Genomic DNA, 19394 nt, shown 5'->3' with positions numbered 1-19394 from the left:
GTGCTGCTCGAAGTACGCGACCTGCACGTGGAGTTCCGCACCCGCGACGGTGTCGCCAAGGCCGTCAACGGGGTGTCGTACGAGGTCGGCGCGGGCGAGACGCTCGCCGTGCTCGGGGAGTCCGGGTCCGGCAAGTCGGTGACCGCGCAGGCCGTGATGGGCATCCTCGACACACCGCCCGGCCGGATCACCGGCGGCCAGATCCTCTTCCAGGGCCGCGACCTGCTGACCATGAAGGAGGAGGAGCGGCGGAAGATCCGGGGCGCCGGAATGGCGATGATCTTCCAGGACGCGCTGTCCGCCCTCAACCCCGTGCTCAGCGTGGGCGACCAACTCGGGGAGATGTTCACCGTGCACCGCGGGATGTCCCGCAAGGACGCCCGGAAACGGGCCGTCGAGCTGATGGACCGGGTACGCATCCCCGGCGCCGCCCAGCGGGTGCGGGACTATCCGCACCAGTTCTCCGGCGGCATGCGCCAGCGGATCATGATCGCGATGGCGATCGCGCTGGAACCCGCCCTCGTCATCGCCGACGAACCCACCACCGCCCTCGACGTCACCGTCCAGGCCCAGGTGATGGACCTGCTCGCGGAGCTGCGCCGGGAGTACGACATGGGGCTGGTCCTCATCACCCACGACCTCGGCGTGGTCGCGGACGTGGCCGACCGGATCGCGGTGATGTACGCGGGCCGGATCGTGGAGTCGGCGCCCGTGCACGACATCTACAAGGCACCGGCCCACCCCTACACCCGCGGCCTGCTCGACTCCATCCCCCGCCTCGACCACAAGGGGCAGGAGCTGTACGCCATCCGCGGTCTGCCGCCCAGCCTGAGCCACATCCCGTCCGGCTGCGCCTTCCATCCGCGCTGCGCGCTGGCACGGGACGTCTGCCGCACGGACGAGCCCCCGCCGTACCAGGCGGGGCCGGACAGGGCGAGCGCCTGCCACTTCTGGAGGGAGTGCCTCGATGGCTGACCCGATTCTTCAGGCGCGCGGGCTGGTCAAGCACTACCCGCTGACCCGGGGCATCGTGCTGCGCAGGCAGATCGGTGCCGTGAAGGCCGTCGACGGCGTGGACTTCAGCCTGGGCCGGGGCGAGACCCTCGGCATCGTGGGCGAGTCGGGGTGCGGCAAGTCCACCGTGGCCAAGCTGCTCTGCCATCTGGAACGGCCCACCGAGGGCGAGATCCGCTTCCGGGGCGAGGACATCACCGGCGCGTCCGGGCGCCGCCTGAAGGAGGTGCGGCGGAACATCCAGATGGTGTTCCAGGACCCGTACACCTCGCTCAACCCCCGGATGACGGTCGGGGACATCGTCGGGGAGCCGTACGAGATCCACCCCGAGGTGGCTCCCAAGGGCGAACGGCGTCGCAAGGTCCAGGAGTTGCTGGAGGTGGTGGGGCTCGACCCGGAGTTCCTGGGCCGCTATCCGCACCAGTTCTCCGGCGGCCAGCGGCAGCGGATCGGCATCGCGCGGGCACTGGCGCTGCGCCCGGAGGTGATCGTCGCGGACGAGCCGGTGTCCGCGCTGGACGTGTCGGTGCAGGCGCAGGTGATCAACCTGCTGGATCGGCTCCAGGCGGAGTTCGGGCTGTCCTACGTGTTCATCGCGCACGACCTGTCGATCGTCCGGCACATCTCGGACCGGGTCGCGGTGATGTACCTCGGCCGGATCGTGGAGACCGGCACGGACGCGGAGATCTACGAGCACCCCACGCACCCGTACACCCAGGCGCTGCTGTCGGCGGTGCCGGTGCCCGATCCGGAGGCGCGGGCGCGCCGGGAGCGGATCATCCTGAGCGGTGACGTGCCGTCCCCGACCGCGATCCCCTCCGGGTGCCGGTTCCGCACCCGGTGCTGGAAGGCGGAGGAGCGGTGCGCTGTCGAGGTGCCGGAGCTGGCGGTGCCGGAGGAGTTCCGGTCGGTGGGCGGTCCGGTCGCGCATCCGTCGGCGTGTCTGTTCGCGGCGGAACGGCACGTCGTGCCGGGCGCGATGGAGGGGCACGGCAACGGGCCGGGATGACATGGCGTATCCCGGCCCGTTTCACGGCACCCGCACGGCCGTACGCGGATCAGCCTCGCGGGTCCCCATATCGGTGTGACGTCCGTCAAGTTGCCTGTCTGTTAACGCGGTTCGGGCGCGCCCAGGGTGCGCTTGAGGAAGTCCACCTGAAGCAGCAGCAGGTTCTCCGCGACCTGTTCCTGCGGGGTCATGTGGGTGACGCCGGACAGCGGGAGCACCTCGTGCGGGCGGCCGCCGGCCAGCAGGGCGGAGGAGAGCCGGAGGGTGTGTGCGGCGACCACATTGTCGTCGGCCAACCCATGGATGATCATCATGGGCCGGTGTGGTTCGGCGGGGTCGGAGAGGCCCTCGTCGGTGATCAGGGAGTTGCGGGCGTAGCTCTCCGGGTCGGCCCCGGGGTCGCCGAGGTAGCGCTCGGTGTAGTGCGTGTCGTACAGCCGCCAGTCGGTGACCGGGGCGCCCACGACGCCCGCGTGGAAGACGTCCGGGCGGCGCAGGACGGCCAGCGCGGAGAGGTAACCGCCGTACGACCAGCCCCTGATGGCCACGCGGGAGAGGTCGAGCGGGTAGCGCTCGGCGAGGTCGTGCAGGGCGTCGATCTGGTCGTCGAGGGTAAGCGTGAAGTCCTGGTGGATCGACTTCTCCCACTCGGGGGAGCGGCCGGGGGTGCCCCGGCCGTCCGCGACGATCACCGCGAAGCCCTGGTCGGCGAACCACTGCGAGGTCAGATGGGCGTTGTGGGCGGCGACGACCCGCTGGCCGTGCGGGCCCCCGTAGGGGTCGAGCAGGACGGGCAGGGGAGTGTCGTCGGGGTAGTCCGACGGCATAAGCACGGCGCACGGAATTCGGCGTGCGCCCCCCTCGGTCAGGGTCACGCGGGGGGACATACCGGGGTGTTCGGCGTACGAGCGGACACCGAGCGCCGATTTTCCGTCACGCAGCACCTGGACACGGGCGCCGGGACTGTCCAGCGTCGCGGAGACCAGGACGGTGACATCGCCCGAGCGCACCGCCGAGTGCACGCCGGGCTCCTGGGACACGCGTTCCACGCCCCGCTCGCTGACCCGGTACACATGGATCTCGCCGGTCTCCGGGTCCTCGGCCGCCTCCCCGGCCGAGGCCGAGACCAGTACGTCGTCCGCCGCCACGTCCAGCACCGCGCGGATGTGCAACCGCGGTCCGGTCAGCGGGCGTTCGCCCACGGTGAGGACGCGCGCGCCGCCCTCGTCCGCGATCCGGACCAGCTGTCCGGAGGGGGTCCAGGCGGGCACTCCAGGGAAAAGTTCCAGCCATGTTGGATCTTCGTCGGCGTGCACCGTCCGGGTCGCGCCGGTGTCCGGGTCGACGGCCAGGATCAGCTGGTCGCGCTGGTCCCGCGACTGCACCTGGAGGAGCGGCGCACCCGCCTGTGACCAGTGCACACGCGCCAGATAGGGGTGGCGCTCGCGGTCCCAGCGGACCTCGGTGCGGGTGCCGTCCAGGCCGATGACGAACAGCGTCACCTCCGCGTTGGCGGTGCCCGCGGCCGGGTAGCGCACGTGGTGTGGCTCACGGTCCGGGTGTGACGTGTCCGCGATCCACCAGCGCCGCACCGGCGTGTCGTCCACCCGCGCCACCAGCAGCCGGTCCGACTCCGGGGACCACCAGAAGCCCCGCGTACGGTCCATCTCCTCGGCCGCGATGAACTCCGCGAGGCCGTACGTCACTTCCTCGCTTTCGGGGGTGGCCAGCGCCCGGTCACCGGCCCCCTCCGCGCCCACGACCCGCAGCTCGCCCCCGGCGACGTACGCGATGTGGGTGCCGTCCGGGGCGGGGCGGGGGTCGATCACCGGTCCGGGCACGGTCAGTTCGGTCGCGGTCCCGGCCCGCAGCTCGGCCGTGAAAAGCCGCCCGGACAGCGCGAAAGAGGCCAGTTCCAGGGCCGCGTCGGTGGCGTAGTCGACGATGCCCGCGCCGCCCTCCCGGCTGCGTTCGCGGCGCGCCCGCTCCTCGGGTGACAGCTCCTCGTCCGCGCCCGCGAGCAGGGCGCGGGGGTCGGCGGCGGGGCGCTCGGTGCCGTCCGTGGTGTCCAGGACCCACAGGGAGTTGGCGCGGTCGGTGCCGGAACCCGAGCGGAGGAACGCGACACGTGAGCCGTCGGGAGCCACGGTGAACGCGCGCGGCGCGCCGAGCGAGAAGCGCTGGGTCCGGGCGTGTCGGCGGGGGAAGGAGTCGGTGTCGACTGTCTGGGTCGTCATGGCCCGACCATATTGGCCATGCGCCCCCTTGTGCGGCCGTGCGCCGAGCGATGCGCGAGCACACATAGTTATGATCACTGTCGCTGCGTGGGTATGAACCTGGCGGCGTCCGCGTGGACTTGGCCTCCGGCCTGGTCCGCCGGGGCTGGACCGAGTCACAACCCCCATAGTCCGAACCCCCCGTGTCCCTGGGATTCATTGGAGGTGAGCCGCCGTGGCACTCTCGATTTCGGCGGTGGTGCTGCTGGCGATCATCGTCTTCCTGCTGATCAAGAAGTCGGGACTGAAAGGGGGGCACGCCGCCATCTGCATGCTCCTCGGCTTCTATCTCGCCTCCTCGACCATCGCACCCACGATCAGCGAGCTGACCACGAACGTCGCCAGCATGATCGGAAGCATCAAGTTCTGACGCGGGGCGGGGTGACGGCGTTCTGTTGTCGCCCCTCCTGCCGTGCCCGGTGCTCAGTTCGCCGGCAGTGTGGGCTGGACGCGGCGCAGGAACGTGGCGTTGTCCGGGGTTTCCCGCATTCGCTGCAACAGGGTTTCCAGGGAGGCGTCCCCGTGTGAGCGCAGGGCGCGACGCAGGCCCCGGGTGACCGACAACTCTTCGCGTGTGAAGAGAAGTTCCTCGCGGCGGGTGCCGGTGCGGTCGATGTCCACGGGCGGGAAGACACGGCGTGCCGCCAGCTCCTTGTCCAGCCGGAGTTCCATGTTGCCGGTGCTCTTCAGCTCCTCGAAGAAGTAGCCGTCGGCGCGGGAGCCGGTGTCCACCAGGGCGCTGGCGAGGATGGTCAGTGAACCGCCCTCCTCCGCCTGCCGCGCGGCGCCGAAGAACCGCTTGGGGCCGAGCAGCGCGGCCGCGTCGACGCCTCCGCTGAGCGTACGGCCGCCCGCCGCCGAGGCGTTGTTGTGCGCGCGGCAGAGCCGGGTCAGCGAGTCCAGCAGGATGACGACGTCCTCCCCGGCCTCGACGCGCCGCTTGGCCCGCTCCACGACGAGGTCGGCGAGCGCGATGTGGTCCTTGGCGGGGCGGTCGAAGGTGGAGGCGTACACCTCGCCGCGCACGGATCTGCGCATGTCGGTGACCTCCTCCGGACGTTCGTCCAGCAGCAGCACCATCAGACGGCACTCGGGGTGGTTGCCCGCGACGGCCGCGGCGAGCTGCTGGAGCAAGACGGTCTTGCCGCTCTTCGGCGGGGCGACGATCAGCCCGCGCTGCCCCTTGCCGACCGGGGCGAGCAGATCGGTGAGACGTCCGGCCAGGCCGGAGCCGGGGTGCTCCAGGCGGAGCCGTTCGTGGGGGTGCAGCGGGGTCAGGTCGCGGAAGTGCCTGCGCTGCCCTCCGGGGGCGCGGCCGTTGATTCCGGTGACCTCGGTGAGGGCCCGCTGAGGTCCGCCGCTGCCTTCGACTTCAACTTCGACGAGGTCGCCCTTCCGCAGGCCGTGACGGCGGATCAGGGCCGGGGAGACGTGGGGGTCGGTGGGGGAGGGCAGGAGGCTCGCGGGGGTCCGCAGGTGGCCCTTCCCGTGCGCGTCGATGTGGAGGACGCCGGTGAGGGTGCGGGTGGTGTCCTGGGTTCTGGTGGGGGGTTCGAGGGTGGTGGTCATGGTGGGGGTGTCCTTTCCGGACGGAAACGGCAGGCAAGAGGAAGGGCCGCAGATCACGGAGGGGCGGACACGCCTGCCTCCGGGCGACGGGGACGACACCATGGGCGGGGCGATGAAAGCCCTGGTCCACGTGGTGTTTCTGGGAAGAAGCCCGGCCCGGTCGAAGACCATCGGCACGAGGGCTGAGAGAGAAACGCGACACCGGCGCCGGACATGGGGCGCGGGCATGCCGCTCTTTGCACTGTACCGGTGCGGGGGGTGACGTCAAGCCACCGCAGCCTCCGGCGCCCCGAACCACGCCTCCAGCGCCTCCGCCAGCCCGGCCGTCGGCACCTGGGCCCCCACATCGGCCGCCCAGGCCGTGAAGCCGTCCGGACGCACGAGGACCGCCGCCAGGTCCTGGCGGTCCGGGCAGTCGGCCGTCAGGATGTCGACGCGGTCGGCGTACCCCGCGGCGAGGGCCCGGAGCTCCGGGTCGTCGGCGAGGTCGAGCAGGAGCGCCCGGCCGCCGTGGAGGTGGTCCGCGAGGCGGCCGCCGTCGGCGAGTTCGAGGTCCGGGGTGCTGCGGCCGGTCAGCGGGTGCCCGCCCGGCAGCTCGTACCGCACCCCGGCGCCATTGAGCCGCGCGGTGAGGTACGTGGTGCCCGCGACCGTCCCCGCCAGGCCGCTGACGATCTCGCGCAGGGCCCGGGACCGCGGGTCCGGGCGCATGGCCGCGACCTGGGACCGGGTCCAGTCCAGGACCCACGCGCCGACCGGATGCCGCTCGGCGGTGTACGTGTCCAGCAGCCCGTCCGGCGCCCGGCCGCCGATCACCGCGGCGAGCTTCCAGCCGAGGTTCATCGCGTCCCCGATGCCCAGGCTCAGACCCTGGCTGCCGAACGCGGAGTGCACGTGCGCCGCGTCGCCCGCCAGCAGGACCCGGCCCCTGCGGTACTCGGTGACCTGGCGGGCGTGGTCGGTGAAGCGGGTCGCGGTCCGCACCCCGGTGACCGTGACGTCCACCCCGGACACGCGACGCAGCCGGGCCTGGAGGTCCTCGGCGGTCACCGGCGCGTCCCGGTCGGTCGGCGGGCCGTCGAACTCCACGGTGACGACCCGGCCCGGCATCGGCCCGTAGGCGTACACCCCGGTGTCCGTGGCGGTCCAGCCGACCGTCAGGTCCTCGGCGCCGGTCAGCTCCACGACCGCCTGGTGGCAGGTGATCTCCGGGTCCGTACCGGGAAAGTCGAAACCGGCGAGCTTTCTGACCGCGCTGCGGCCGCCGTCGCAGCCCACGAGCCAGCGGGCGCGTACGGCTCCGTGGCTGGTCCGCACGGTGACGCCCTCGTCGTCCGCGTCGAAGCCGGTCAGCTCCACGCCTCGGCGCACGTCGACGCCGAGTTCGTCCGCCCTCTCCGCGAGCAGCCGCTCGATGTCCTGCTGCGCCACGAAGGCGATGTCGGCGGCGGGTCCGGTGTCGGCGAGGCCCGGTTCCGTACGGTCGACCAGGTCGGCGCGCAGCATGATTCCGGCGAAGTGCCCGACGATCCCCAGTCCTTGGCCCTCGGTCCCGCCGTCCCGCTCGCGCAGGAACGCCTGGAAGCGGTCCAGCGTCCGCCGCTGCACCTCGGCCAGTGCGGGCAGCATGCCCCTGCGGTAGAGCGCCTCGGCGCTGGGCGTGGTGATCGCTCCGCCCTTGATCGTCGGGTTGAGTTCGGTGAGGCGCTCCAGCACGGCCACGCGCGCGCCTCCGAGCCGGAGTTCGCACGCCAGCATCAGCCCGACCGGGCCGCCTCCGGCCACCACTACGTCCACGTCATGGTTCATGGCGCCGACTATGACCCAGGGCCCTGGAGGCCAAAAAGCCACCGAGGTGTCAAGGAAACGGCCCCGCGAGGAGAAGGGGGGGCACAGTCGGCTGGGCGGGGCGCATGCTGTGGTGGCTGATGGTCACTCGGGACCGCGTGCCCACTCCTCGCGTGGCCGCAGACGCGAGAGGGCCTCTCGGGCCTCGTCCCGGACGACGGGGTCGTCGTCCTCGGCCAGCTGGTGAAGTCGCCGGATCAGCCGGTCCGCCCCGTCGGTCGTCATCCACTCGGGGTCGCAGTCCAGAGCGTCCTGGAGCTGGTCCGCGGTCCAGGACTCCACAGCCCGGCCGCGGGCCGACAGTACGCAGCGAAGCCCGGCGGTGTCCTTGCGCGCGAGCAGGGCCTCGGCGGTCTCCTGGGTGACCCCGGAATCCTGGACGTCCAGGAGAAGACGGTCGATGACGTCCGCCACTTCGCCGATCCCGTCCGACGCCGCGAGCCGCCGACCTGCCGCCGCGCGCACGGACCAGTCCGGGGAGTCGGCATCCCGAACGACCGCGCTCAGGTCCCGCTCAGAGGGAGACATCATGCTCCCAGCCTGCCACCGACGCCATGGTCGGCTGAGGTCAGCCCCGCACACCTCCGAGAAAGGCCGTCCAGGTGTCGCGGGTGAGGGCGAGTTCGGGACCGGGGGTGTGTTTGGAGTCGCGGACGCGGATTGCGCGGGGCGCTCGCGCGACTTCGACGCAGGAGTTGCCGTCCGGGCCGTCGCTGTGGCTGCTCTTGAACCAGTCCAGCTCGGGGTCTGGGCTCACAGTTCCTCCCGCGCCACCGTGATGAAGGCCGCCCAGGAGCCGGGCGCGAAGGCGAGCCGGGGGCCGCTGGCTGCCTGTTTGGAGTCGCGGATGTGGATCGTACGGGGTGCCAGGGCGACTTCGACGCAGGAGTTGCCGTCGGTTCCGCCGCTGTGGCTGCTCTTGAACCAGTCGAGCCCGGCCGCTTGCTGCACGAAGGTTGCCCAAGGGGCGTGGGCGAGAGCGAGCTGTGGGCCTGCGGCTTGTTTGGAGTCGCGGAGGCGGATGGCTCGGGGCGTTACGGCGACCTCTACGCAGGAGTTGCCATCCGTGCCGCTGCTGTAGGTGCTTTTGAACCAAGCCGGTTCCGAGACTTGGTCGGTGATGAAGGCTGCCCAGGAGGCGGGGGTGAGGGCGAGCTGCGGGCCGGTCGTCTGCTTGGAGTCGCGGACGTGGATCGCGCGGGGTGCTCGTGCGACTTCGACGCAGGAGTTGCCGTCGTTGCCCCCGCTGTAGCTGCTCTTGAACCACTTCAACTCGATGCGGTTTTCGCTCATGCAGCAAGGCTGCCCATGTCTGCCGTGGGGGCATGCGTGCGGCCCCGGCGTGACTGTGCCGGGGCCGTCAGACGTCAGTCGCGGACGCCGGTGACGAAGGCCGTCCAGGTGTCCTGGGTGAGGGCGAGGGTGGGGCCTGCGGTGTGCTTCGAGTCGCGGACGTGGATCGTGCCGGGAGCGGTGGCGATCTCGACGCAGGAGTCGCCCTCAGTGCCATCGCTGTAGCTGCTCTTGAACCACTGCAGCCTGGGGTCGTCCCCGACTGCGGTCGTGCGGATCATGTCTCTCCCAGTACTTGCTCGATGAAGGCGATCGACTCCCTCGGCGTGAGAGCCTGGGCCCGGATGGTTCCATACCTCAGTTCGAGGATGCGCAGTTCCCGCGGGTCGGAAGTCGGCCGCCCGTTGTGAGCCCCGTCGGAGCGCCCCAGCGCTGATCCATCCGCGAACTTCAGCAACTCGATCTTCCCATCCACTCCGGGGTGTGCCTCCGTCTCCGTCGGCATCACCTGGAGGGTGACATTGCGCAACTGCGCTATTTCCAGCAGGTGTTCGAGCTGTAGCTGTCGTCCCATTGTGCCCCCGACCAGGCGTCGCAGCGTCGCCTCTTCCTGGACGAAGCTGAACGCTGTCGCCGGAGACTTCTCCAGCACCGCTTTGCGGGCCATGCGAGCGGACACCAGGCGTTCGATCTCCTCCTGCGAGTAAGGCGGCTGCCGTGCCTCGAAGAGGGCGCGTGCGTGCTCCGGTGTCTGCAACAAGCCGTAGATGCTGAGGCCGACGTAAACCGCGATCTCGGCCGCCTGTGTCTCCAGCTTCGCCAGATCCCGCACCTTCTTCGGGTAGCGAACCCGTCGTACGTCCTCCTTCATCGCCGAGATGAGGCCGTGCGCCTCCAGTAACTCGTCGGCCTTGTCCAGATACTCGGGGCGGGGAATCCGCTTCCCGCTCACGATCTTGTAGACGAGGTCTTCCCCGTAGCCGATCGCCGCGCCGAACTCCGCCGCACGCAACCCTGCGGCCTCGCGTCGTAGCTTCAACTGGCGACCAACCGTGGCGATCACGGCCACGCCCCAGTCGTCATCCGGGTCGACCTCCCAACCCGGTTCGTCTGCGGCCAACTCGGGCCGTACCGCCTCGCCATCCACCGACATCCGCACTCCTTCTTGCCCCTGCCGACAGCGCGGACACCCTGGGTGATGTGAATCAGGAAAACACCGGGGCCGCGGCCCAACTAGATGCCCGAGCAAGCGACTTCAGCGTGCTGTTCTCCTCGACGCCGCGAGGCGCCCGGCTCGCCCGGCTGCTCGCCGCTGAGCAGCTGCGGAGCTGGGGGTTGCCGTGGGAGGCGGCTACGCAGGTCGTCGCGGAGCTGGCGGCCAATGCCGCCACCCACGGCCGTTTGCCGGGGCGGAGTTTCCGGCTCACCCTGCACGCCGTGCGCAGCACCCTCCGTATCGAGGTGACGGACACGCGCGGTGACCGGCGCCCGGTGCGCCGGGAGCCGAACGCAGAGGACGAGACGGGGCGGGGACTGCTGCTCGTGGCTGCGCTCGCCGACCGGTGGGGCGTGGCGGAGGACCGGTTTCCGCGCAAGATCGTGTGGGCCGAACTGGGCCTCGCCGCACCGGAACCCGGGGCACCGTGCTCCGGTGGAACGGGCGGTCAATAGGACCAAGAACACCGGGGGAAAGCACCCCACCAAGCCCCACCCCTCCCGCCCACGGCGGCACTCTCACTCGGGTGGGTGAACATCGCTGTTTCCGCTGGCAATTGACACCCTCGGCGGCTCTACGCTCAGCGCAAGACAACCGCAGACATACGTCGGCCCCCGCCGGGAGTGGCTTCCCAGTGCGAGGGCCTGACCACCAAGGAAGAACCCAGACCTTCCCGATGGATACCCAGAACCCTAGCGCGCCCTCGCGTGCCCGGTCCCGTATTGCGGGACACGACCACCCGAACCGGGGTGGTCTCCTCCACGACAACTCCCGCCACACCGCCCGCTTCACGGTGATCGGCAACCACCTCGCCCAGCACGCGGACCTCTCCCTGCTGGCGATCGGGCTCGGCACGCACATCCAGTCGCTGCCGCCGGGGGCCCGTATCGACATCAAGAGCCTCGCGGCACGGTTTCCGGAAGGCGCGACCCGTATCGCCGCCGCCCTGCGTGAGCTGGAGAAACACGGTTACCTGCGTCGCGTACGCGAACGGGTCCCCGGCGGCCGCATCGTCACCCGCACGATCTCCTGCAACCAGCCCGGCCACCGCCGCGAGGGGACCGAGCGGCGCCCGCGCCGTCCCCCCGCCGCGCGCGCCAAGGCCCTCCCCGCCGTGCCGTCCCCCTCCGCTACCGCCCCCGCCCTCCTCCAGGCCGCCACCGACGTCCTCGCGGACCTGCGCCGCCACGACACCCGCCTGCTGCTCTCCACCACCGACACGGCACACCTCGCCCCCGGCGTCGCCGCCTGGCTGGAGCGGGACGTCTCCCCGGCCGCCGTACGCCGAGCACTGATCGACGGACTGCCGATGGAGCCGCTGCACCGCCCCGCCGCCCTGCTCGCCCACCGGCTGACCACGCAGCTGCCACCCCCGCCCCCGTTCGCCCGGTCGGCCGCCACCCCGCCTCCCGTGCGCCACCCCTTCCAGACCTGCGACGGCTGCGAACGAGTCTTCCGCGCCCCTGACCCGGGTCCCTGCCGGGACTGCCGGGAGCACCCGCTCGTCTGAGACGAAGCCGGATCGTGGAAGATGATCGTATGGCGCACCTTTCGACAGACCTACGGGCCGCTCTGCGGTTCTTCGCGTTCTACCTGGGCAACGGCACGCTGGACGAAGACCTGCTGGACGGCATCGACTACCGCGCCCACCTCCTCCAGTTCGGCTCGGACCTGGAGATGATCTTCGCGATCTACACCAACGTGCTCGAGATCGACGAGCACGGGGAGACGCTCAACGACGGCGACGCCCAGTACCGCGTCGCTCAGTGGATCCGGAAGTGTCACGACCCCGGCTATCAGGTGGAGCCTCCGTTCGAGGCGTGGGAGACCGAGCTGCACGGTCCCTGACGGGACTGCCGGGAGCACCCCCGCCCGCCCCGCCTCGTACGCTGGACCCCATGACCGAACTGCCCCCCCGGCGTCTGCTGCTCGTGCACGCGCATCCCGACGACGAGTCGATCAACAACGGCGCGACCATGGCCAAGTACGTGGCCGAAGGGGCGCACGTGACCCTTGTGACCTGCACACTCGGGCAGCTGGGGGAGGTCATCCCGCCCGAGCTGCGGCATCTGGAGGGGGCCGCGCTCGGGGCGTACCGGCGGGGCGAGCTGGACGCCGCCCTGGCGGAGCTGGGCGTCACCGACGTGCGGGTGCTCGGACATCAGGACTCCGGGATGATGGGGCTCGCGGACAACGACGACCCCGCCGCCTTCTGGCAGGCCGACCTCGACGAGGCCGCCGGGGCCCTCGCGGACGTCATCCTTGAGGTCCGGCCGCAGGTGCTCGTCGCGTACGACGACAACGGCGGATACGGCCACCCCGACCACATCCAGGCCCATCGCGTCGCCATGCGCGCCGTCGAGCTGGCCGCCGGACGCGGGCACCGCGTCGCCAAGGTCTACTGGAACCGCATGCCCCGCTCGGTCGTCGAGGACGCCTTCGCGCGGCTCGCCGACGACCTGCCCGGCCTGCCGTTCGGCAGCGGCGCCGACATCGCCGACCTGCCCGGCGTGGTCCCGGACGAGCGGATCACCACCGCCGTCGACGGCAGCGCGTACGCCGCCGCCAAGGCCGCCGCGATGCGCGCACACGCCACCCAGATCACCGTCGCGGGCGAGTACTTCGCGCTCTCCAACGACCTCGCCCAGCCGCTGTTCAGCACCGAGTACTACGAGTTGGTCCAAGGCCGTGCCGAGCCCGGCGAGAGCGACCTCTTCGCCGGAGTGGAGGTGGCGTCATGAGCGGCTCCATGCTGGCCCAGCCGCTGCGGCGCCCCTCCGCCGGCCGGATGGCCGCACTGCTCGGGCTGTGCGTGCTCGGCGCGGTCGTCGGCGTCGCCGGGGCGCTGGTGCAGGCCGCCTGGTTCCCGCTCGGCCTGCTGCTCGCCCTCGCGGGCGCGGGCGGGGTGTTCCTCGGCGGGGGATACGCGCTGCGCGGCCGGTCCGGTGCGGTCGCGCCCGTGCTCGGCTGGATCATCGCCGTCATCCTGCTCACCGCCAGCCGCCCGGAAGGTGACTTCCTGTTCGGCGCGGGCGGCGGCTCGTACGTCTTCCTGCTCGGCGGCATGGCGCTCGCTGTGATCTGCGCCACCTTGGCCCCCGGACGGCAACCCGAGCGGGACACCAACCGACTTGGCAACTGACGTACCACTTCGCGTGACCCTCGTGCGGGTCCGGTGCGGGTTTCCCGGCGGTCGTGGGATTCGCGCCAGAGGTGGCCAGTATGGTGGTGCGCGCCGCCGAGATGCCCGCTGAGGTCGTGACGGGCGGCGGAGCCAACCGGGAGAACTTGCCTTGAGTCGTGAAACTGACACTCCGTCCTCCGGGCCCGACGGGCGCGGTGGAGCCGCGTACCCCTCCGGCACCCCGCCGTACGGGACCCCCATGGCTTCCGGTGACGGAACCGGCGCGGGAGCTCCGGACGCGCGTCCCGAGGACCGCAAGACCGAGACCACGCTGACCACGCGCATCCGGATCAACATCCCCGGATCGCGGCCCATTCCGCCGGTCGTCGTGCGCAAGACGGTCGGGGAGAGCGAGAACGCCGGGGGTGAACCTGCCGCCGAGGCGCGGCCCGAGGCCGCCCCCGTGCCCGCGCCCGCCCCCGAACCGGCCGCCGAGGCCGCCCCGCAGGCCGAGGAGAAGGCCAGCGAGTGGTTCGCTCCCCGCAAGTCCGGCGCCCCCAAGGGCGGTTCGGGCGGCGGTGGGACCAACGGCGCCGGAATGCCAGGCGGTTCGGCCGCCGGTACGGGCGCCCCGCGATCCGGTGCCCCCGCGCTGGGCCCCGGCCCCTCCGCCATGCGGCCCCCCGGCACCCCCGCACCGGGCGCCCCCCGCCCCGGCGGCACCAACGGCTCCGGCATGTCCGGCGCCACCGGTGGCCCGGTCGCGCCGGGCCACGGCGGCGGTACGGGGTCCTTCGACGTCACCGAGGCACTGGCCCCGGGCCCGCGCGGCGGCGCCCGAACCGGCGAACCCGCCCGTGACGACCTGCCGTTCTTCTCCGACAACGGCGGCGCCCCGGCCGGTGGTCCCGGTGCCCCCGGCGCCAACGGCCGTGGCGGCCCCGGCGGTCCGAACGGCTTCAACGGACCCGGCGGCCAGGGCGTCCCCGGCCCGAAGGGACCCGCGGGCCCGACCGGCGGCCCGGTCACCGGCGACGGCCCGCTGCCCACCCGCCCCGTGCCCGGCAACGCGCCCGGCGCGCCCGGCGCCCAAGGTGCCCCTCCTGCCCCCGGCATGCGGGGCATGGGCCCCGGCGAGCCCTTCGACGGGCCGCCCGCGTTCCGCGCCCCCGGCGGCGGTCCGTCCAAGAGCGCCCAGGGCCCCCAGGGCGCCCCGCAGGCCGGTGGCGCGCTCAGCGACGACACCGCGATCCTCACCCCGCAGCAGCTCGGCACCGCCCCCGGCGTGCCCGGCCGCGCGCCGCACGGCGGCGTCTCCGGACACACCCTCACCAGCGGCATCCCGGTCTTCCCGGGCGACGAGGCCGCCGACCCGTTCGGTCCCGCCGGGGACCGCCCCGCGTACACGGCGCCCAAGCCGCCCGCCCCGCAGGCGAAGGCCGCGCCGCGGCCCAAGAAGAAGGGCCGCAGCAAGCTGATGCTGCTGGTCGCCGGTGTGGTCGTCGTGGTCGGCGGTGCCTACGGCGCCGGACTGCTGATGAACCGCACCGACGTGCCCAAGGGCACCACCGTGCTCGGTCTGGACATCGGTGGCGGCACCCGTGACGACGCGGTCAAGAAGCTCGACGACACCTTCCGGGGCCGGGTCAACAAGCCGCTCCAGCTCTCCGTGGGCGGCGGCGACGTGGCGCTCACCCCGGACAAGGCGGGCCTGCAGTTCGACTACCAGGCCACGGTCGCCGAAGCCGCCAAGAGCGACTACAACCCGCTCTCCGTGATCGGCTCCCTCTTCGGGCAGAAGCGGGTCGTCCAGCCGGTCACCCCGGTGGACGAGGAGAAGCTCCAGGTCGCGCTGCAGCAGGCGGGCGGCGGTTCCGGCTCGGTCGTCGAGGGCGGCATCACCTTCCAGTCGGGCAAGGTCGTCGCGGTCTACGGCAAGCCCGGCAAGGCCATCGACGCGGCCGGCTCCACCAAGGCCGTCGAGCAGGCGTACCGCACCCTGGTGGAGACGGGCACCGCGACCCCGGTCACCGTGCCCACGGCCACCCGGCAGCCGACGGTGCCGAACGCCGAGGTCGACCGGGAGATGAAGGCGTTCGCGGAGCCCGCGATGTCGGACATCGTCACCGTCCAGGTCGACGCGGCGCACAGCATCAAGTTCGGGCCCAAGTCGCTGCCGAAGATCCTCGGGTTCAAGGCGGTGGGCGGCAAGCTCACCGACACCTACAACCTCCAGGCGCTCCAGGCGGCGTACGGCACCACCTTCGACGGTGTGAAGGTGGAGAGCGCGACCGGCAAGCGCGACATCCTCCCGCAGGACGTCGTGGCGGCCCTGCGCAAGGCCCTGGTCGGCAAGACCGCGGCGGAGCGCGTCGGCACCATCGACACCAAGCCGAACTAGCCACGCACGTGACGGCGAGGGCATCCGGAGACGCTCCGGGTGCCCTCGCCGTCGTATGACATCGCCGTCGTATGACATCTGTCATCCGGCGTTCAGGACCGACGGCACTGCCGCCGCCACCCCCCTGCCCGCCAGCATGGACGGCATGACAACGACAGCGGCACCGCCCGCGACCGCCGCGCCGGTGGTGGCCGGGTTCGACCAGGTGAGCAAGACCTACGGCAGCGTCCGCGCGGTCGACGGGCTCTCGCTCACCCTGCGGCCCGGCGAGACCGTCGCCCTGCTCGGGCCGAACGGCGCGGGCAAGTCCACCACGCTCGACCTGCTGCTCGGGCTGAAGCAGCCCGACGCCGGTCGGGTCACCGTGTTCGGGACCAGCCCGCGCGAGGCCATCGTCGCCGGGCGGGTCGGCGCGATGCTGCAGAGCGGCGGGCTGATGGAGGACGTGACGGTCGCCGAACTGGTCGGCCTCGCCTGCTCGTTGCACCCCCGCTCGTACCCCGCCTCCGAGGTGCTGGCCCGCGCGGGCATCACGCAGATCGCCGACCGCAAGGTCAACAAGCTCTCCGGCGGCCAGGCCCAGCGGGTCCGCTTCGCCCTGGCGACCGCCGGGGACAGCGACCTGATCGTGCTGGACGAGCCGACCACCGGCATGGACGTCTCCGCCCGGCACGCGTTCTGGTCCACCATGCGCGAGCAGGCCGACCAGGGCCGTACCGTCCTCTTCGCCACGCACTACCTCGAAGAGGCCGACGCCATCGCCGACCGCGTGCTCGTCCTGCACCGGGGCCGCCTGCTGGCAGACGGCACCGCCGCCGAGATCAAGGCCCGCGCGGGTGCCCGCCGGGTCTCCTTCGACCTGACCGGCGCCATCGACGAGACCGCGCTCGCCGGACTGCCCGCGCTGACCTCGCTGGACGTCTCCGGGCAGACCGTCCGCATCCAGTCGTCCGACGCCGACGCCACCGTGCACGCCGTGTACGGGCTCGGCCTCTACCCCCGCAACCTGGAAGTCGCCGGGCTCGGCCTGGAGCAGGCTTTCGTCGCCATCACCGAGGCCGAGGAGGCCAAGCGCGCATGACCGGCATCCTCGCCTCACGGGCCCTGATCAAGCTGGAACTCGCCCGCGCCCTGCGCAACCGCAAGTTCCTGTTCTTCTCCGTGCTCTATCCCTCGATCATCTTCCTGATCTTCGCGGGCAGTTCGGGCACCGACGAGAAGGTCGACGGCACCGGGCTGACCGTCGCCACCTACCTGATGGTCTCCATGGCCTCCTTCGGCGCGCTGACCGCCGTGCTGATGGGCAACAGCGAGCGCATCGCCAAGGAGCGGGAGAGCGGCTGGGTGCGCCAGCTCCGGCTGACCCCGCTGCCCGGCCACGGGTACGTCCTCGCCAAGACCGCGAGCGCGGCCGTGGTGAGCCTGCCGTCCATCGTCATGGTGTTCATCGTCGCCGCCGTGGTGAAGGACGTACGGCTCGACGCCTGGCAATGGCTCGCCCTCACCGGCGTCATCTGGGCGGGCAGCCTCGTGTTCGCCGCGCTCGGCGTCGCCATCGGCTACCTCGCCTCCGGCGACGCGGTACGCCCCATCACCATGATCGTCTACTTCGCGCTGTCCCTCCTCGGCGGCCTGTGGATGCCCTCGGCCGGGTTCCCGAAGTGGCTCCAGGACATCGCCGAGTGGCTGCCGACGTACGCGTACGCTGCCCTGGGACGCGCGGTCGAGCAGAGCCAGGCCCCGCAGGCGCGGGACGTCGCCGTCCTCGCCGTGTACTTCGTCCTCTTCGCGGGCGGCGCGGCCTGGCTGTACCGGAAGGACACGCTGAAGGCGTGAACGCGATGACCGAGGACCCGTGCGCCGGAACCGCCGCGGACAGCCCCATGGGGCGTCCGCCGCGGAACCGCCGCGAGCTGTGGGTGAAGCTGCTGTGGATCGGCGTCTGGCTGGTCTTCCTCAGCTCACCCGTCCACGACCTGGTGAGCGGCGGCCACGGCACGGCGGCCACCTGGGCCGGAGCGGTCGGGCTCACCGCGTTCGTCGCGGCCTACCTGGGGCTGGTCTTCCGCAACATGGGCCGGCCCTTCTCCGGCCCGGCCGCCGTCCTGCTCCTGCTGGTCCTCGGCATCCTCGCGCCGCTCCTCGCCTACACCCTCGGCAGCGCCTGGCTCGGCCTCTTCGTCTACGTCTCGGTGGCCTGCGGGGCGACCCTCCCCGCGAAGGCCACCTACTGGGCGATCCCGGCCTCGGCCGCCGTGATGTACCTGGTCGGGCTGCACTCCGGCGAGGAGGAGGCACGGAACCTGATCCTGCTGGTGGTGCTGATCGGCTTCGCCATGACGGGCGTACGGCAGCTCATCCGCACCACCATCGAGCTGCGCAAGGCGCGGGCCACCGTGGCGCAGCTCGCCGCCAACGAGGAGCGGCTGCGGCTCGCCCGTGACCTGCACGACCTGCTGGGCCACTCCCTGTCCCTGATCACGCTCAAGAGCGAGCTGGCGGGCCGGATGCTGCCGGACCGGCCGGAGCAGGCCGCCCAGCAGGTCGCGGACATCGAGCGGGTCAGCCGACAGGCGCTGGTCGATGTACGGGAGGCGGTCACCGGGTACCGGCGGCCCCGGCTGGTCTCCGAACTGGCGGGCGCCCAGGTCGCGTTGACGGCCGCCGGGATCATCGCCGAGATTCCCGGCGAGCCCGAGCTCGCGGGTCTGCCCGAGGAGGCCGAGGCCGCGCTCGCGTGGACGCTGCGGGAGGCCGTCACCAACGTGGTCCGGCACAGCGGGGCCGAGCGGTGCGCGGTCGAGCTGCTGCACCGGCACACCCTGGACGGGCCGGTGCTGGAGCTGTCCGTCGAGGACAACGGCTCGGGCGGCCCGGGGAAGGGGCCCGGCAACGGGCTCACCGGCCTCGCGGAACGCCTCCACGACACCGGCGGCACCCTGGAGGCGGGCCGGTCCGGCAAGGGCTTCCGGGTGGTCGCCCGCGTCCCGTCGGCCGTCGTGGCGGACGTAGTATCCGGGTCATGACGAGCACGATCAAGGTTCTCCTCGCCGAGGACCAGTCGATGGTCCGCGAGGCGCTCGCCGCGCTGCTCGGGCTGGAGGACGACATCGAGGTCGTCGCGCAGGTCGCGCGCGGGGACGAGGTGCTGGCCGCGGTGGGGGAGCACGGCGTGGACGTGGCCCTGCTCGACATCGAGATGCCCGGCTGCACCGGCATCGAGGCCGCCGCCCAGGTGCACCGGGCGCACCCCGGCGTGAAGCTCGTCGTCCTCACCACCTTCGGCCGCCCCGGCTACCTCCGCAGCGCCATGGAGGCGGGCGCCGACGCCTTCCTCGTCAAGGACGCCCCCGCCGCCCAACTCGCCGCCGCCGTACGCAAGGTGCTCACCGGCGAACGCGTCATCGACCCCACCCTGGCCGCCGCCGCCCTCGCCGACGGCGCCAACCCGCTCACCGACCGCGAACGCGAGATCCTGCGCGCCGCCGCCGACGGCTCCACCAACGCCGAACTCGCCCGCACCCTCCACCTCTCCCAGGGCACGGTCCGCAACTACCTCTCGACCGCGATCCAGAAGCTCGCGGTCCGCAACAGGGCGGAAGCGGTCCGCATCGCGCGGGAGAAGGGCTGGCTCTGAGCCGGTC

At 72.0% G+C, this 19394-nt stretch carries 21 protein-coding genes; 13 read left to right on the top strand and 8 right to left on the bottom strand.

The window, feature by feature from the left end; all coding sequences use genetic code 11:
* Together ACIPPM_RS15050 and ACIPPM_RS15045 are read left to right on the top strand one after the other, a co-directional pair.
* Positions 1–975: an ABC transporter ATP-binding protein gene (locus ACIPPM_RS15050; RefSeq protein WP_401447443.1), complete on the top strand. Its 975-nt coding sequence runs from the start codon at positions 1–3 to the stop codon at positions 973–975.
* Positions 968–2023, top strand: coding sequence for an ABC transporter ATP-binding protein (locus ACIPPM_RS15045; RefSeq protein ID WP_401447440.1), 1056 nt, complete (start codon positions 968–970; stop codon positions 2021–2023). Before ACIPPM_RS15050 ends, ACIPPM_RS15045 begins: the two co-directional genes overlap by 8 nt.
* A gap of 101 nt (positions 2024–2124) precedes the next feature.
* Here the strand turns inward: ACIPPM_RS15045 and ACIPPM_RS15040 are convergent, their stop codons facing one another.
* Entirely contained in the window at positions 2125–4260 is a 2136-nt protein-coding gene (locus ACIPPM_RS15040) for a prolyl oligopeptidase family serine peptidase (RefSeq protein ID WP_401447437.1), read from the bottom strand.
* 214 nt (positions 4261–4474) lie between these two features.
* Between ACIPPM_RS15040 and ACIPPM_RS15035 the strand changes: the two genes are divergently transcribed.
* Positions 4475–4669 carry a hypothetical protein gene (locus tag ACIPPM_RS15035; RefSeq protein WP_018544306.1) on the top strand — a complete coding sequence of 65 codons (195 nt, stop codon included), beginning with the start codon at positions 4475–4477 and terminating at the stop codon, positions 4667–4669.
* A 53-nt stretch (positions 4670–4722) separates the two neighbouring features.
* Here the strand turns inward: ACIPPM_RS15035 and rho are convergent, their stop codons facing one another.
* The 7 genes from rho to ACIPPM_RS15000 form a co-directional block, all read right to left on the bottom strand.
* Complete coding sequence (rho, locus tag ACIPPM_RS15030) at positions 4723–5868, bottom strand: transcription termination factor Rho (protein WP_401447434.1); 1146 nt, start codon at positions 5866–5868, stop codon at positions 4723–4725.
* A gap of 264 nt (positions 5869–6132) precedes the next feature.
* Positions 6133–7677, bottom strand: a complete 1545-nt coding sequence (locus tag ACIPPM_RS15025; RefSeq protein WP_401447432.1) for an FAD-dependent oxidoreductase — start codon at positions 7675–7677, stop codon at positions 6133–6135.
* 123 nt (positions 7678–7800) lie between these two features.
* Positions 7801–8247, bottom strand: coding sequence for a hypothetical protein (locus tag ACIPPM_RS15020; protein ID WP_401447429.1), 447 nt, complete (start codon positions 8245–8247; stop codon positions 7801–7803).
* Between the two features lie 37 nt (positions 8248–8284).
* A complete protein-coding gene (locus tag ACIPPM_RS15015; RefSeq protein WP_401447427.1) occupies positions 8285–8473 on the bottom strand; it encodes a DUF397 domain-containing protein in 189 nt (62 codons plus the stop codon).
* The gene (locus ACIPPM_RS15010) at positions 8470–9009 is read right to left on the bottom strand and encodes a DUF397 domain-containing protein (RefSeq protein WP_401447424.1); all 540 of its coding nucleotides are present in this window, start codon (positions 9007–9009) and stop codon (positions 8470–8472) included. Before ACIPPM_RS15010 ends, ACIPPM_RS15015 begins: the two co-directional genes overlap by 4 nt.
* A 74-nt stretch (positions 9010–9083) precedes the next feature.
* Positions 9084–9290, bottom strand: coding sequence for a DUF397 domain-containing protein (locus tag ACIPPM_RS15005; RefSeq protein WP_401447423.1), 207 nt, complete (start codon positions 9288–9290; stop codon positions 9084–9086).
* Complete coding sequence (locus ACIPPM_RS15000; RefSeq protein ID WP_401447420.1) at positions 9287–10162, bottom strand: helix-turn-helix domain-containing protein; 876 nt, start codon at positions 10160–10162, stop codon at positions 9287–9289. Before ACIPPM_RS15000 ends, ACIPPM_RS15005 begins: the two co-directional genes overlap by 4 nt.
* A 47-nt stretch (positions 10163–10209) precedes the next feature.
* Here ACIPPM_RS15000 and ACIPPM_RS14995 point away from each other — a divergent pair, with 47 nt between their 5' ends.
* The 10 genes from ACIPPM_RS14995 (at position 10210) to ACIPPM_RS14950 (ending at position 19387) form a co-directional block, all read left to right on the top strand.
* On the top strand, positions 10210–10680 hold the full coding sequence (locus ACIPPM_RS14995) for an ATP-binding protein (protein ID WP_401447417.1): 471 nt from the start codon (positions 10210–10212) through the stop codon (positions 10678–10680).
* Positions 10681–10901: 221 nt separating this feature from the next.
* The gene (locus ACIPPM_RS14990) at positions 10902–11735 is read left to right on the top strand and encodes a helix-turn-helix domain-containing protein (protein ID WP_401447415.1); all 834 of its coding nucleotides are present in this window, start codon (positions 10902–10904) and stop codon (positions 11733–11735) included.
* Positions 11736–11764: 29 nt separating this feature from the next.
* The gene (locus ACIPPM_RS14985) at positions 11765–12073 is read left to right on the top strand and encodes a hypothetical protein (RefSeq protein WP_401447412.1); all 309 of its coding nucleotides are present in this window, start codon (positions 11765–11767) and stop codon (positions 12071–12073) included.
* 50 nt (positions 12074–12123) lie between these two features.
* A complete protein-coding gene (gene mshB, locus ACIPPM_RS14980) occupies positions 12124–12966 on the top strand; it encodes an N-acetyl-1-D-myo-inositol-2-amino-2-deoxy-alpha-D-glucopyranoside deacetylase (protein ID WP_401447410.1) in 843 nt (280 codons plus the stop codon).
* Complete coding sequence (locus ACIPPM_RS14975) at positions 12963–13367, top strand: DUF6113 family protein (protein WP_401447407.1); 405 nt, start codon at positions 12963–12965, stop codon at positions 13365–13367. Before mshB ends, ACIPPM_RS14975 begins: the two co-directional genes overlap by 4 nt.
* 151 nt (positions 13368–13518) lie before the next feature.
* Positions 13519–15750, top strand: coding sequence for a hypothetical protein (locus ACIPPM_RS14970; RefSeq protein ID WP_401447405.1), 2232 nt, complete (start codon positions 13519–13521; stop codon positions 15748–15750).
* 145 nt (positions 15751–15895) lie between these two features.
* Positions 15896–16831 carry an ABC transporter ATP-binding protein gene (locus ACIPPM_RS14965; RefSeq protein ID WP_401447402.1) on the top strand — a complete coding sequence of 312 codons (936 nt, stop codon included), beginning with the start codon at positions 15896–15898 and terminating at the stop codon, positions 16829–16831.
* A complete protein-coding gene (locus ACIPPM_RS14960; RefSeq protein ID WP_401447399.1) occupies positions 16828–17586 on the top strand; it encodes an ABC transporter permease in 759 nt (252 codons plus the stop codon). Before ACIPPM_RS14965 ends, ACIPPM_RS14960 begins: the two co-directional genes overlap by 4 nt.
* Before the next feature lie 5 nt (positions 17587–17591).
* Positions 17592–18776: a sensor histidine kinase gene (locus tag ACIPPM_RS14955; RefSeq protein WP_401448483.1), complete on the top strand. Its 1185-nt coding sequence runs from the start codon at positions 17592–17594 to the stop codon at positions 18774–18776.
* Entirely contained in the window at positions 18773–19387 is a 615-nt protein-coding gene (locus ACIPPM_RS14950; RefSeq protein ID WP_401447397.1) for a response regulator, read from the top strand. The genes ACIPPM_RS14955 and ACIPPM_RS14950 overlap by 4 nt, the downstream gene beginning before the upstream one ends.
* Positions 19388–19394: the final 7 nt, after the last annotated feature.

It is taken from the genome of Streptomyces sp. NPDC090119 (assembly GCF_044747085.1).
Classification (GTDB): domain Bacteria; phylum Actinomycetota; class Actinomycetes; order Streptomycetales; family Streptomycetaceae; genus Streptomyces.
Note: the sequence above shows the minus strand (reverse complement) of the source record. Positions and strands in the feature narration are given on the sequence as shown.